General features: G+C 59.1%; 14 protein-coding genes. 8 read left to right on the top strand and 6 right to left on the bottom strand.

Features of this window, described 5'->3' with window-relative positions; all coding sequences use genetic code 11:
- Positions 1 to 437: 437 nt before the first annotated feature.
- The 7 genes from ATB98_RS00510 (at position 438) to ATB98_RS00480 (ending at position 5,557) form a co-directional block, all read left to right on the top strand.
- Positions 438 to 1,409, top strand: a complete 972-nt coding sequence (locus ATB98_RS00510) for a CobW family GTP-binding protein (protein ID WP_066867692.1) — start codon at positions 438 to 440, stop codon at positions 1,407 to 1,409.
- A gap of 31 nt (positions 1,410 to 1,440) precedes the next feature.
- Positions 1,441 to 1,941: a DUF1097 domain-containing protein gene (locus ATB98_RS00505; RefSeq protein WP_066867690.1), complete on the top strand. Its 501-nt coding sequence runs from the start codon at positions 1,441 to 1,443 to the stop codon at positions 1,939 to 1,941.
- A 33-nt stretch (positions 1,942 to 1,974) separates the two neighbouring features.
- On the top strand, positions 1,975 to 2,718 hold the full coding sequence (nthB, locus tag ATB98_RS00500) for a nitrile hydratase subunit beta (protein ID WP_066867688.1): 744 nt from the start codon (positions 1,975 to 1,977) through the stop codon (positions 2,716 to 2,718).
- A 22-nt stretch (positions 2,719 to 2,740) separates the two neighbouring features.
- Positions 2,741 to 3,358: a nitrile hydratase subunit alpha gene (gene nthA / locus ATB98_RS00495; protein ID WP_066867685.1), complete on the top strand. Its 618-nt coding sequence runs from the start codon at positions 2,741 to 2,743 to the stop codon at positions 3,356 to 3,358.
- 8 nt (positions 3,359 to 3,366) lie between these two features.
- Positions 3,367 to 3,711 carry a nitrile hydratase accessory protein gene (locus ATB98_RS00490; RefSeq protein WP_066867682.1) on the top strand — a complete coding sequence of 115 codons (345 nt, stop codon included), beginning with the start codon at positions 3,367 to 3,369 and terminating at the stop codon, positions 3,709 to 3,711.
- Between the two features lie 22 nt (positions 3,712 to 3,733).
- A complete protein-coding gene (locus tag ATB98_RS00485) occupies positions 3,734 to 4,411 on the top strand; it encodes an energy-coupling factor ABC transporter permease (RefSeq protein ID WP_066867679.1) in 678 nt (225 codons plus the stop codon).
- Between the two features lie 102 nt (positions 4,412 to 4,513).
- Positions 4,514 to 5,557, top strand: coding sequence for a GlxA family transcriptional regulator (locus tag ATB98_RS00480; protein WP_066867676.1), 1,044 nt, complete (start codon positions 4,514 to 4,516; stop codon positions 5,555 to 5,557).
- An 84-nt stretch (positions 5,558 to 5,641) separates the two neighbouring features.
- Here the strand turns inward: ATB98_RS00480 and ATB98_RS00475 are convergent, their stop codons facing one another.
- The 5 genes from ATB98_RS00475 to ATB98_RS00455 form a co-directional block, all read right to left on the bottom strand.
- Entirely contained in the window at positions 5,642 to 6,877 is a 1,236-nt protein-coding gene (locus ATB98_RS00475; RefSeq protein ID WP_066867699.1) for a Zn-dependent hydrolase, read from the bottom strand.
- A gap of 62 nt (positions 6,878 to 6,939) precedes the next feature.
- Entirely contained in the window at positions 6,940 to 8,448 is a 1,509-nt protein-coding gene (locus ATB98_RS00470; protein ID WP_066867673.1) for an amino acid ABC transporter permease/ATP-binding protein, read from the bottom strand.
- A 54-nt stretch (positions 8,449 to 8,502) separates the two neighbouring features.
- Positions 8,503 to 9,291, bottom strand: coding sequence for a transporter substrate-binding domain-containing protein (locus ATB98_RS00465; protein ID WP_153435523.1), 789 nt, complete (start codon positions 9,289 to 9,291; stop codon positions 8,503 to 8,505).
- 115 nt (positions 9,292 to 9,406) lie between these two features.
- A complete protein-coding gene (locus tag ATB98_RS00460) occupies positions 9,407 to 10,579 on the bottom strand; it encodes a M24 family metallopeptidase (RefSeq protein ID WP_066867670.1) in 1,173 nt (390 codons plus the stop codon).
- Between the two features lie 44 nt (positions 10,580 to 10,623).
- Positions 10,624 to 11,826, bottom strand: a complete 1,203-nt coding sequence (locus ATB98_RS00455; RefSeq protein ID WP_066867667.1) for a diaminopropionate ammonia-lyase — start codon at positions 11,824 to 11,826, stop codon at positions 10,624 to 10,626.
- A gap of 107 nt (positions 11,827 to 11,933) precedes the next feature.
- Between ATB98_RS00455 and ATB98_RS00450 the strand changes: the two genes are divergently transcribed.
- Positions 11,934 to 12,410 carry an Lrp/AsnC family transcriptional regulator gene (locus tag ATB98_RS00450; RefSeq protein ID WP_084435154.1) on the top strand — a complete coding sequence of 159 codons (477 nt, stop codon included), beginning with the start codon at positions 11,934 to 11,936 and terminating at the stop codon, positions 12,408 to 12,410.
- 80 nt (positions 12,411 to 12,490) lie between these two features.
- Here ATB98_RS00450 and ATB98_RS00445 read toward each other — a convergent pair whose 3' ends face one another.
- Positions 12,491 to 12,727, bottom strand: coding sequence for a LysR substrate-binding domain-containing protein (locus tag ATB98_RS00445; RefSeq protein ID WP_407695272.1), 237 nt, complete (start codon positions 12,725 to 12,727; stop codon positions 12,491 to 12,493).
- Positions 12,728 to 12,813 lie beyond the last annotated feature (86 nt).

The following is a 12,813-nucleotide window of genomic DNA, read 5'->3' as shown; positions in this document are numbered from 1 at the left end:
GCTCGCTACGGCGCTGTTGAGGGCGCGCTCGCGAGCGGCTTCGCTACCGCCGAGCTACACCACCTGTAGGGACACGACCGGGCAGAACGGTGACCGACGCGCAAGCGGGTTGATCTCGTAATCCACGGACTCCCAGAGTCAATCGGCATGCTGCGGAGCATTGGCAATCGGGCAACAGTGTCTCAGTCAACCAACGCTCACATTTTGCTCATATGCTCAAGTGTTAGCCTTGTATGTTTTTTGAGCACAGATTGGCGCATTCTGCATGTGATTTGGCTGAAACTGCATTCATGGGCCCGTTGTAAGCCGGCCACCTTCATATTGTAATTATCGCCAATACTGCATCTCGACAGGCTTTTCGACCCCACCAACTAAAGCCATTCTCCAGATCCCCCGGGATCGGGCTGGTCGAGTGTTGTCTTGAACTGGAGACGATCATGAGAAAGATCAACGCGACCATTTTGACCGGCTTTCTGGGCGCGGGCAAAACAACGCTGCTCAACCGTCTACTGACTGAACGCCCCGAGGAACGTATCGCGGTCGTCATCAATGAGTTTGGTCAAGTCGGCATCGACGGTAAGCTCGTTATCGAAACAACGGAGGACGTCGTCGAGCTAAATAACGGCTGCATTTGCTGCACGGTGCGCGACGACCTGATCGGCGCTCTTCGCAATCTTCTTGCATCAGAGCGCGCCTTCGATCGAATCGTCATCGAAACGTCGGGGCTCGCCGATCCAGCGCCCGTCATCCAATCCTTTGTCCTGGACGAGGTCTTAGCGAGCCATGTTCAACTGGACGCGATCGTCACGGTTGTCGATGCCTGCCACGTCGACCGGCAGCTCGGCCAGGATGAAGCCGTCGAGCAGATCAGCTTTGCCGATCTTATCCTGCTCAATAAAACCGATCTGGTGTCCTTAGATGAGTTGGCCGTGGTGGAGCGACGTGTCAGGCAGCTCAATCCGCTGGCTCGGCTTGTTCACACCAAAGACTGTGCTATTCCGATGAGCTCGGTTCTCGACCTTGGTGCCTTCGATCTGAAGAACATTTTGTCGATCGACCCGGCCATCCTCGAAGACCATGAGCATGAACATGACCAGTCCATTTCCTGCGTTGCGTTGCAGCTTGCAGAACCTTTGGACCCGGCCGCTTTCAATAGCTGGCTGAACCGCTTCGTACAGGCAAGCGGTGCAGATATCCTACGGATGAAGGGGGTCGTGAACTTCGCCGGCGAAGCGCGCCGCTATGTTTTCCACGGCGTTCATATGACGCTTGAGGGCCGTCCCGGAAAATCATGGATGGGGGATGCCCGCCTGAGCGAGATCGTCTTCATCGGCCGCAATCTCGACGAGGCAGAACTTCGCCGCGGCCTCGAAAGTTGTGTTCCCTGCGCCCTGGCCGTGGCGCCTTAAGAAGTCCGTCGCCATCACAAGGAGAAGCCTCATGCCACCTCTTGTCGCTGCAATGATCAGTCTCGGTGTTCTGGGTGCACTCGACACCTACATCACGGCGACCCTGTTTCCGGTTCCGGTCTGGGTCACCTTTATTGCCTGGGCATCGTTCTTCGTTTGCGGAGGCGGCCGGGCAGGGCTTACCAAATCGCTCACCTCGAACTGGGCGGGTGTCGCGATTGCCTCAATCACCCTGCTGATCGTCGAGTTTGGCCCCGCCCATCCTCTGTTCGCAGCCATCCTCGTCGGTGCTGGGACATCCGTCATGGTTCTGGCTTCCGCGGTGCCTATCCTGAACTTCACGCCTGCAGTCGTGTTCGGCTTTGCCTCCCTGGTCGGCACATCCGCGGCAACCGACACCACGATCGTCACGTATGGACTGTCCCATCCAACTCTGGTGACCGTGGCGGCCTTGCTGGTTGGAGCGCTCTTCGGGTTTGTCTCGGAGCTCGGCGCGCGCCTGCTTGCCCGCCCTAAGGCCATAGCGGCCTGACTCATCGTCCTCTCTAACAAGGATAAGATCATCATGAAACTCCAACATTATCTGGGCGGACTGGAAGGACTCGGTCCGGTCAACACAGAAACAAGGGTCTTTGTTGAACCCTGGGAGACACGAATTTTCGGGATCCACACAGCGATGATGGCTCTGTCGGCTCAATTGCCGCTTCCCCAAACGCCATCAGCCTTCCATACGATCTGGACTTGGGCCGATTTGCGCAAGGGGGCCGAAAGCCTCAATCCCTTCGACTATTTCAAGTATCGCTATTACGAGAAGTGGCTGGGCGGAATTTCGGGCTACTTTATTCAGCATGGCTACATCACTGAGGAGGAGCTCGACGCTCTGACGGAGGAGTATTACGCCGCCCCCTCGAAGCCCCTGCCAAGCGCAGGCGACGCTGCCATCGATGACCGTGTCGTCCAGTATCTGGTCGAAGGCGATAGTCCAGCACGCGACGTGCCGGTGGCCGCCGAGTTCTCGGTCGGCGATGTGGTCCGGATCGCGAATGTCCCGAGTGTCGAGCATACCCGTCTGCCTGGCTTCCTGCGGAATAGGACGGGAGTCGTCGAAACCGTGTATCCGGGCGCTTACACGTATCTCTGCGACACTGGCCCCGACGGTATCGGTGAAGCGATGACCGTTTACTGCGTTCGCTTCGATCCGAACGAACTGTGGCCGGGCAATGCTGAACCGAACTTCAGCCTCTATGCCGACCTTTATGCGCGCTACGTCGCCGCGGTCGACGTTCCGCTATTGGTCAAGGCCGCCTAATCAATCTATCGGGGAGAGACAAATGTCTGAACGTTTTAAGTATCGCGATGACCGCGAAGCTTACAGTGCGGCGCGTGTGCGGGCTCTCGAAGCCTTGCTCATCAAGAAGGGCATCATCACCGACCGGACCGTCAATACGGTGCTCGAGTTCTTCGAGACCAAGATGGGGCCTTTCAACGGAGCAAAGATCGTCGCCCGCGCCTGGGTTGATCCGACCTTCAAGGAACGGCTTGTCGCAGATACGCCAAAGGCGATCGCTGAACTCGACCTACCGGACGGCATGGCTGGCGCCGAAGGTGAGCACATGCGTGCCGTCGCTAACGCTCCGGGCGTCCATAATCTGATCATTTGCACGCTATGCTCCTGCTATCCTTGGCCGGTTCTTGGGCTGCCGCCCTACTGGTACAAGGACCCGACCTTCCGTAGCCGTGCTGCCCGCGAACCCCGTGCGGTCCTTGCCGAATTCGGCTTGCCGATCTCCGAGGATGTTGAGGTCAAGGTGTGGGACTCGAGCGCTCAGATCCGTTGGTTCGTCGTGCCTGAGCGGCCATCAGGAACCGAAGGATTGTCGGAGACAGAACTAGAGGCTCTCGTCACACCGGAAGCCATGATGGGCGTTGCCGTCGCCAAGGCGGCCTGAGGTCCCCCATGCTGACGCAATTCGAACACTTTGCCGTGACCGAGATGTTGGGCCAGCCTGACAGTCCACCTCGGGCGAATGGTACCCTTTGCTTCGGCTCCGAATGGGAGCGTACGTCCTTCGGGATTGCGCTGGCGCTCGCCAAGGAAGGCTATTTCGAATGGGACGATTTTCGCGATGAACTGATTGCCTCGATCAGGAGGTGGGAAGATGAACATCCTGCGGACTATTCATCGTGGAACTATTACGACCAATTTCTGACGGCGCTCGAGAGCGCCGTCGTCAAAACAAACCTTCTGACCGCCTCGGAACTGCGTGAGTTCTTTACTCTGGGCGATCAAGTCAACCAATAACGGCTTTCACGGAGACATTAACATGCATATCGAACCTGGTATCGTGGACGGCGCCAAGATCGTCCTGAGTTATGCTACCGCCTCCGGCGCTGCGCTGTTCACTCTGAAGTCTGCGCGCGAGGAGCTCGGGTGTCGGGGGCTGTTCTCGCTTACGGCGCGAAGCACCATTGCCACGGCGCTTGTCTTTTCCTTCTTCGAAATCCTTCCGCATTATCCGGTCGGCGTGTCCGAGGTGCATCTGATCCTCGGTTCGACGCTCTTTCTGCTGTTCGGCGCAGCGCCGGCCGCAATAGGCCTTGCTGCCGGACTGCTGCTCCAGGGAATGTTCTTTGCGCCGTTCGACTTGCCCCAATACGGTATGAACGTCACGACCCTGCTCGTGCCGCTCTTTGCGCTGCAGGTCATTGCAAGCAAGGTCATCAAGCCGAATACCCCTTATGTCGACTTGGACTATCGACAGGCGCTGACACTATCGGCAGCCTATCAGGGCGGTATCGTTTCCTGGGTGGCGTTCTGGGCGCTGTACGGTCACGGCTTCACGATCGAGAACCTGTTGTCTATCGGGAGTTTCGGTCTTGCTTACATGGCGGTGATCCTAATCGAGCCGCTCGTCGATGTCATGGTGCTCGCGGCCGCCAGGTCCGCCAGGGACGTTTCGCGCACCGGCTTTTTCGAGGCCCGACTAGCATCAGCCAAGTGATTTCTAAAGGTGACCACCGCCCGTGCCCGGGCGGTGGTCTTTAGTTGGCAGGAATTTTGCGTCGGGCTTCAGGATAGGCAGACGTGTTCAGAGGGTACGCCAATGCGGATCGTTGTTCTCGCGCCACCGGGCGTCCAATCCCTGGATGTTGTGGGTCCTGCAGAGGTTTTCTGGGAGGCCGCGCGTCGCTGCGGCGACATGAGCAGATACGACATACAGATCATGTCCACCGGCCAACCGTCGATTGGAGGCACCGGCCAGTTGCGGTTCCTTGCAGACCGTACGATCTTTGACAGCGATGAACCAATCCATACCTTGCTGGTCGCAGGCGACCCGTCGTTTCAGGCAATCGATCCGAAGGTTATTTCGTGGCTGCGCCGACGCGTGCCCACCGTGAGGCGATATGGATCAATCTGTACCGGCGTCTTCCTACTTGCTGCGGCAGGACTGCTGGAAGGAAAGCGGGTCACGACCCACTGGGAATGCACACCACGCTTCCGCAAGGAATACCCCCACATCGAGCTTGAACCGGACGCCATCTATGTCCGTGACGGCAAACTCATCACGGCCGCAGGCGTCACTGCCGGTATCGATCTTGCCCTCGCACTTGTGGAGGAGGATCTTGGGCGTGAGGTGGCGCTGACCGTGGCCAGATACATGGTTATGTTCGTGAAGAGGCCGGGCGGTCAATCGCAGTTTAGCACGCATCTTGTCGGTCAGATGTCAGAAACCAGCTTCATTCAGAAGGCGCAAAACTTCATACTGGCAAATCTTGAGAGGGAGTTGCATGTCGATGCAATCGCCAGGAATGTCGGAATGAGCACGCGCAACTTTGGCCGCGTATTCAGACATGAGCTCGGAATGACCCCGCTCGACTTCATCATCGCTGCGCGGACCGATGCTGCTCGCCGGCTTTTGGAGGATACCGAGCGCCCGCTTCAGGCGATCGCCAAGGCATGCGGTTTCGCAGATGTCGCAGCCATGCGGCGGGCCTTTGCCAAGACTATCGGCGTAACTCCGAACGAATACCGGGCCCGATTCCAGATTCTGCGCGATCACCGGTCTGCCTTCCGAACATCCGACAATGCTCTTGCGGCGCAACTTCTTGGCGCCGACAACCTGTCGAAAGCTGCTATTGTGAGCTGACCTGCCTTAAAGATCCCGTCGTCGATCGCGGCAAGAAGCCTGAGCATACAAAAGACGTCTACGATGTCGTGATAGAGGTCACCATCAAGACTTGGCGAGAACGCATGCGACATCCAACAGGAGGTTGGCACCCGCTATCAGATCAATGTCACGAGTAAGTTCGGCTGGGTTGTGACTGATACCGGCGACGCTTGGTACGAAGATCATGGCGGTTGGGGCAATCGTCGCAATCATCTGCGCGTCGTGTCCGGCCCCCGACGTCATCCGCCGATAGGATAGCCCGCGCTTTTTCGCCGCGTCCTCTATGACGGCGACGATCCCCTGGTCGAACACAACGGGAGCCGAGCGCGCCAGTCGCTCTGTGCTGATCGTAAGTCCCTCTTCGGCGGCCAGCCGACTCAGGAACTCCGACAGCGCCCGCTCTTCTTCCAGCAGCCAATCTTCGACGGGGTGGCGAAGATCTATTGTCAGGGTCGCACGGGACGGGATCACGTTGATCGCGTTGGGCTCGAATTCAATACATCCCACAGTCGCGACCATCGGCGACGTGGAGGCCAGAGCCCGCTCCCTCAAATAGGTGACGATGCGCGCGGCGCCATAGCCTGCGTCGCTGCGCATGGTGATCGGCGTGGTGCCGGCATGATTGGCGATACCGTCGATTGTAATCTTCTGCCAGGAGATGCCTTGCAGGTTTTCGACAGCACCGATGTCGATCCCCTCACGTTCAAGGACTGGCCCTTGTTCGACGTGAAGTTCCACATAAGCAGCGGGTTTAAGAAACCCCGGCTCCTCAGGTCCGGCGAAATCGATCCGGCGTAGCTCATCGCCGAGAAGGGCTCCGTCGGTTCCGACCGTAGCCAACGCTGCGTCGGTGTCCATCCCTCCGGAATAGACGAGGGAGCCCATCATGTCGGGTGCGAAGCGAACGCCTTCCTCGTTCGTGAACGCGGCGACTACGACCGGACGAGAGGGAACGAAGCCCTGCTCCTGCATGGCTTCGATCACTTCCAGCGCCGCAATGACACCGTAGCATCCGTCATAGATGCCAGCGTTGGTGACGGTGTCGATATGGGAGCCCATCATCAATGGCAGTTTGCCTGCGGAACCCGGAGGCTCCCAGATGCCGAAGATGTTGCCAATGCGGTCCACCGCTACATCCAGGCCGGCCGGCCGCAGCCAGGAAACGAAGAGGTCTCGTCCGAGCTTGTCGGCGTCGCTGGCGGCGAGGCGCGCCAGGCGGCCGTCACCGTCTCGTCCAAGATTTCCGAGTTCCCGGATCCGGCCGATCAACCGCGCGCCGTCTATCGAAATGTCGGTCATGTTCATTCCTTCCGATCAAGTCGGTCATTTTTAAGCGGTGGCTACTCAGGTGTTGCCGTGGATCAAATCCGGACGAACTCTGAAATACGGCCATCTTGCTTCCTGCGTTCCTCCAGCAGTGCTGGGGAGCCGTCGAACACGATCTTGCCTTTTTCCATGAAGATCACCCGGTCAGAGACTTCCATCGCGAACTTCATTTCGTGGGTGACGATCACCATGGTGCGCCCGGACTTGGCGAGGGCGGCCATGATCCGGAGCACTTCGCCGACAGTCTCCGGGTCAAGCGCTGAAGTGGGCTCGTCAAAGAGCAATATCGACGGATGCATGGCTAGCGCCCGGGCGATCGCCACACGCTGCTGCTGTCCGCCGGACAGCTGGTGGGGATATTTGTTCTCGTGGACGAGCATGCCGACCTGGGCGAGAAGTGATCGCGCGTCCTTCCGGACGTCGGAGACACTGCCACGGTTATGGTAGAGCGGACCCATCATGACGTTCTCAAGAGCCGTCTTATGGGGGAATAGGTTGAAGTTCTGGAACACCATGCCGATCCGCAAGGCGTCGCTGCTGTCATGCCGGATGGTCTTTGCAAGCTTCTCGCGCGTCCCGGCAAGAAACGGCTTTTCTTCCAGGTAGACGACTCCGTGTTCCAGCGTCTCAAGACCGTTGAGGGAGCGGATGAGCGTTGTCTTGCCTGAGCCAGAGGGTCCGATGATCGAGACGACTTCGCCAGGCTTGACCGACAGATCGAGGTCCTTGAACACCTGGTGAATACCGTAGGACTTCCCGCCTTTTTCCAAGCGGATTGCGGGTTCGGCGGCCGAGGTGCGGACGTCGTCCTCGATCTCCTTGACGATAGCGCAGCTGGGCTCGGCCCCCTCGGTGGTCAGCTCGGCAAGACGGCGCGAGAAGTCGAGGCGGCGCTCGAATGCCCTGAGCGCCGTGTCGAAGACGGTGACGATCAGGACGTAGTAGCAGGCGACCGCCACCATGGTTTCGATGACCTTGAAGTTCTGGGTATAATAGCGCTGCCCGACAAGCAGGATTTCCGCAAGCGAGATCACCGAGACGAGAGACGTCAGTTTCACGATGGAGACAAATTCGTTCCCGAGCGAGGGCAGGGCAATGCGTAGCGCCTGCGGGATCACGATGAGCCGCTGGACGCCCGTGCGTGAAAGCCCGAGCACCTTGCCCGCCTCATACTGGCCTTTGCCGACCGCCACGAGCGCGCCGCGGTGGATTTCGGCGATGTAGGCCGTCTCGCTCAACACCATCGCCAGTAGTCCGGCGACGAACGGAATGGACAGAACACCAGAGGTCGACGGGAAAGCCTGCGGGAGATTATAGACGAAGATGAGCAGGACCAAGAGCGGAAGGCTTCTGAAGAACCAGACGTAGAGTCCGGCTGCCCGGCGGACCACCATCTGGCTGGAGCGGTCCGCCAGCGCGACGAAGAAGCCGAGGACCACCGCCAGCACCCACGTCGCCACGCTAAGTTCGACCACCAGCAGGGTCGCGTTCCAGAAGTCGCGGCTCCAGAAGAGCCCGATCGTGTAAGACCAGTCGAAAGCCATTGTCATTTTCCCGTGATGTCGACCGGGCCGCCGGTAGCGGCCCGGGAGGATGGATCAATTGCTTTCGATGAGAGCCGCGGTGACCTCGGCGTCGGTCGGCAGAGCGAGGTTGTATTTGGCGAGAATAGCCTTGTATTCATCGCTGTTCTTGAGAGGCTCGAAGGCCTCCTTTAAGCGGGCGAGCAGCTCGTCGTTGCCCTTCTTGACAGCCAGACCCATGACCACGGGGAATAGGATTTCCGTGGACGTGATCTTGAGACGATCGCCCGAAGCGACGACGGCAGCCTTCGAGACGCCAGCGTCATCAAACACTACATCCGCACCACGCGATAGGAGTGCTTGGGCTGCCTCAGCCGACGTGGCAAATTCCTTGACATCGATCGGGTTGGAGCCGCATTCGGCCTGAGAGACCTTCTGGAGTTCCGGTACCCAGGCCGCGCCCTTGAGATTGGCGACGCGCTTGCCGCATAGGTCTCCGGGCTTCTTGGGGTCGAAGGTGTCATCGGAGCGGACCATCAGCGAGCCACCCGTTTTCGCGTAAGCGATATAGTCCACGACCTTCGCACGGGCCGGCGTGACATAGAGCGCGGAGGCGATCATATCGAAGCGGTTCGCCTGAAGGCCTGGAATCAGGCTGGCGAACCGAGTGTCCATGAATTGCACTTTGACGCCGAGCTTGGGAGCGAGCACGGCCATGACATCGGCATCAAATCCTTTGGTCACACCGCCCTCGAGATAATCATAGGGCGGATAGACTTGGTCGGAGCCAACCGAGATTATGCCTGGCGTGATCGTCTTGAGGTCTTCGGCGACGGCCGCGGACGCAGTGCCGAGAGTCGGCATCGCGGCGAGCAGGATTACGGTCTTCATTGCGATTTTCTTCATTTTCATTCCCCTTTTTAATTGCCCGGACGGACCATCCGTCCGGGTTGAGCTGTCACTCTCCGGCGACCTGAGATCAGCGGATGATCGGCATTTCCCTGGGCGCGCGCTTTGTAAGAAGGCGCGGGCCGTCCTTGGTGATGGCGATGTTTTCTTCGTGGACGATCATCTTGCCGGGGGCGTATTCCATCCCCGGCTCGATCGTCAGCACCATGTTCTCGACGATGACGGTCCCATCGCCGAGCCTGTGCGACGGCGGTTCTGTCAACTGCATACCGAGGCCATGTCCCAGTCGGCCAACATTGTTGCCGATGGCTCCGGCCTCCTCGATGATCTTGGCCATTGCGCGGAACACGTCATCGGTCTTCGCACCGGGGACCGCGGCCTTGATCCCCGCTTCGGTGGCAAGCCAAAGGGCGTCGTGGACCCGCTTGGCATCGTCGGAGATGTTGCCGATGGCGTAGTTCCGGTCGAAATCGCAGAAGTAGCCGTCGAAGGTCGATCCGGTGTCAATGAAGAGGACGTCGCCTTCCTGCACCAAACGATCATGTGGACCGCAGACGATCTGCGGGACGCCGCCGGGTCCGGAAATCGCCGGCATGAACGGCGTCGAGTCGGCCCCACGCCTTGCGATGTCGATCCTCAGCTTTCTCACGATCTCGCGCTCGCTCTCACCGACGGTGATGCTGGCGGGCAGCGCCTCGTAGGCGTCGCTGGCGATCTGGCAGATATAGTGAATGTGCTCTATCTCGGCGGGTGTCTTCACCATGCGGATCTCCCAAATGCAGGGTGAGCCGTCAGCGATTTCGAGCGAAAGCGTGTCACGCAGCTTGAGGAAGTCGGAGACGGGCATGCGCAGCGCCATCTCGCGGCCCATTTCGGTGCCGACCCTGCCGTATTTGCGGGGCAAGCCTTCGATTGTCGACTTGAGGAGCGAAATGCCGTCGTCTTCCGGATTGGGAGCCTGCCAGGTGCGGATGTCCTTCATCCACGTCAGCGCCATTTCGGGGGCGCCGATCTCAGGGATGACGGCGACCGGATCGCCGTCGAGCGGAACGACCACGAACCAGGGCCGGGTCGGGCTTTCCCAGAACTGGGAGTCGAAGCCCGTGAAATAACGGACGTTAGGAGGTGATGAGACTAGCAGCGCGTCGAACTTATGCCTGTGCATGATCTGGCGTGCGCGCTCGACACGGGTTTCGAACTCTGTTGGCGAAAAGCCGCGCCGCGGGGTTGTGATGGCATTCATTGAGGTTCCCTTCGTTATGGTCTCAGTTGTCCTGGGAGATTTTTTCAGTTTTCAACGTTCGTTGCTTCGGGCAGCACGTCAGCGGGCTTCGATCCCACGATGTTTTCGTAGGAGGCCGGATCGGTCGCGCCTTCGGTGTTGATGAGCAGAACCCTGCTGTCTTTGTTCAAACCGAGTGACTGCCGGGCATGGGGATCGGCGGCGACAGCGAGGAGCCCCGCCAGTCCGGCGGCTCCGCTCTCTCCGGCGACAACCGGGCGCTGCTCGCGGAAGGCCAATTTGCGCATCGCCCTCTTGGCCTCGTCTTCGGTTACCGTAACGAACGCGCTGGAGGTCGCATCCAAGATGCGCCACGCAACCAATGAAGGCGTGTAGCACTCGAGCATGGCCATGATGGTCGGCTCGGTTGGGTGGAAGGATGTCAGGCGGCCCGCTTCGGCGGAAGCATATAGACATGCGGCGCGGTCGGGTTCGACGACTACCGTCTTGATGGCATGATGCCCGAGGACCTCGTTGAGATGAACCGAGATGCTGCTTGCGAAGCCGCCGACACCTGCCTGAAGGAATACGTGCGTTGGCGGGTCGAGCTTGAGGTCGGCAATCTGGGACAGGGCTTCGTTCGCAAGCACGGTGTATCCCTGCGCCACGAGCGACGGAATTTCCTCGTATCCTTCCCATGATGTGTCCGACACGAGCACCCATCCGCGCTCCTCCGCGACCCGCCCGGCCTCGTCGACGGACATGTCGTAGTTGCCTTTGACCCGCACCACTTCGTCGGCACCGATGGCGTCGGCCCGGGCGGTGGTCACGCCTTCATGGACGAAGATCACAGACTTGCATCCGAGGATGCGTGCACCTGCCGCCACTGATTTGCCGTGGTTCCCGTCAGTCGCGCAGCAGAAAGTGATGCCTGACGCGTATTCGCGGGCTGTCGGCGAAACGAGCTGGGCCACGGAGACCTCGCTGTCGAGATGTTCCTCCAGCATTCGCTTGAAAAGGGTCATGACGGCGTATGCGCCGCCAAGCGCCTTGAAGCTCCCCAGACCAAGGCGCTGGCCTTCGTCCTTGATGACGACGCTTCCGACTCCTGCTTCTGCCGCGACCTCATTAAGCGATATCAGCGGAGTGGCAGTCTCGTCGCGCCACAGTCTGAGATAGGGGCGCACAAGACTGGGAGCGTCGGTGCCGAGAAGCACCTTGTCGTCGGTGCGCAGACGCTCGAACTTAGGAGAGTGAATCTGGATCATGTCGGCCTCGGTTCAGTTGATGACCGAGAGAATATTGCGATACAGACTTTATTTGCGCTCTAATTTGACATATTCTGTGCACGAAAATTCCATCTAAGGAGGCTTTCGTGGCTCGAACTATCGCATCCGACCTTGATGAGTTCGATCTCAAAATCTTGCGGCTGGTTCAGCAGGACAACCAGACACCTCAGCGGGTCATCGCAGATAAGATCGGCCTCTCACCGCCCGCGGTGGCGCGGCGGCTGCAGCATCTGCGTGAAGCGAAATACATACGAAGCGATATTTCCGTCTTAGATGAGACGGCCATCGGTCGTCCGCTCACGATTGTTGTCCATGTCACCACCGAAAACGAAAGGCTGGACCTTCTCGACGGGATGAAGGAGCGTTTCAGCAAATGCCCGCAGGTCCAGCAGTGCTATTATGTGACGGGGGAAATGGACTTCATCCTCATCCTAAACGTCCGCGACATGGCGGAATACAACGAGCTTACGAGAACCCTTTTCTTCGAAGGTGGGAATGTCAGAAGTTTCCGCACCTGTGTGTCGATGGAGAACGTGAAGACGTATGGACCAATTCCCGTTTGAACCTATATTTCCGGACTGGTGAGTTTTCTTCGAGGAAACAGGCAAGCACTCGAGTAACCACGAGCGCTGAGGACCTGTTGTCACGGATCGGCGCCGACACCATTTGAGGCGTGGAATTCGCTGGACAGCCTTGCGCGAACCTCGGCGGTAAACCACCGCGCGGCAGGCCCCGGCGGGTTGGCGACATTGTGAATGGCGTAGATCGGATACTCGCCCTGATCGAAAGCGGGAAACGCAAGCTGCACAAGGCGGCCATTGATGATGTCATCCTTGACCAGGGATGCCGGGAGCCCGCCCCAACCCAAGCCGCCGCGGATAAACTGTCGGCCGTGAACAATAAGCGGACTTAAACGGCGCGGGCTTTTGCGCCGCTATTGAGCCAGGCCAGCAGCAGCCACAAAAG

The sequence above is a fragment of the Sinorhizobium saheli genome (assembly GCF_001651875.1).
GTDB classification, from domain to species: domain Bacteria; phylum Pseudomonadota; class Alphaproteobacteria; order Rhizobiales; family Rhizobiaceae; genus Sinorhizobium; species Sinorhizobium saheli.
This window is presented reverse-complemented; position numbering and strand designations above follow the sequence as displayed.

Coding starts and splice junctions, on each gene's coding strand:
- ATB98_RS00510 (WP_066867692.1), top strand. CDS start 438: ATGAGAAAGATCAACGCGACCATTTTGACCGGCTTTCTGGGCGCGGGC.
- ATB98_RS00470 (WP_066867673.1), bottom strand. CDS start 8,448: ATGGCTTTCGACTGGTCTTACACGATCGGGCTCTTCTGGAGCCGCGAC.
- nthA (WP_066867685.1), top strand. CDS start 2,741: ATGTCTGAACGTTTTAAGTATCGCGATGACCGCGAAGCTTACAGTGCG.
- ATB98_RS00475 (WP_066867699.1), bottom strand. CDS start 6,877: ATGACCGACATTTCGATAGACGGCGCGCGGTTGATCGGCCGGATCCGG.
- nthB (WP_066867688.1), top strand. CDS start 1,975: ATGAAACTCCAACATTATCTGGGCGGACTGGAAGGACTCGGTCCGGTC.
- ATB98_RS00485 (WP_066867679.1), top strand. CDS start 3,734: ATGCATATCGAACCTGGTATCGTGGACGGCGCCAAGATCGTCCTGAGT.
- ATB98_RS00505 (WP_066867690.1), top strand. CDS start 1,441: ATGCCACCTCTTGTCGCTGCAATGATCAGTCTCGGTGTTCTGGGTGCA.
- ATB98_RS00490 (WP_066867682.1), top strand. CDS start 3,367: ATGCTGACGCAATTCGAACACTTTGCCGTGACCGAGATGTTGGGCCAG.
- ATB98_RS00460 (WP_066867670.1), bottom strand. CDS start 10,579: ATGAATGCCATCACAACCCCGCGGCGCGGCTTTTCGCCAACAGAGTTC.
- ATB98_RS00465 (WP_153435523.1), bottom strand. CDS start 9,291: ATGCCGACTCTCGGCACTGCGTCCGCGGCCGTCGCCGAAGACCTCAAG.
- ATB98_RS00480 (WP_066867676.1), top strand. CDS start 4,514: ATGCGGATCGTTGTTCTCGCGCCACCGGGCGTCCAATCCCTGGATGTT.
- ATB98_RS00455 (WP_066867667.1), bottom strand. CDS start 11,826: ATGATCCAGATTCACTCTCCTAAGTTCGAGCGTCTGCGCACCGACGAC.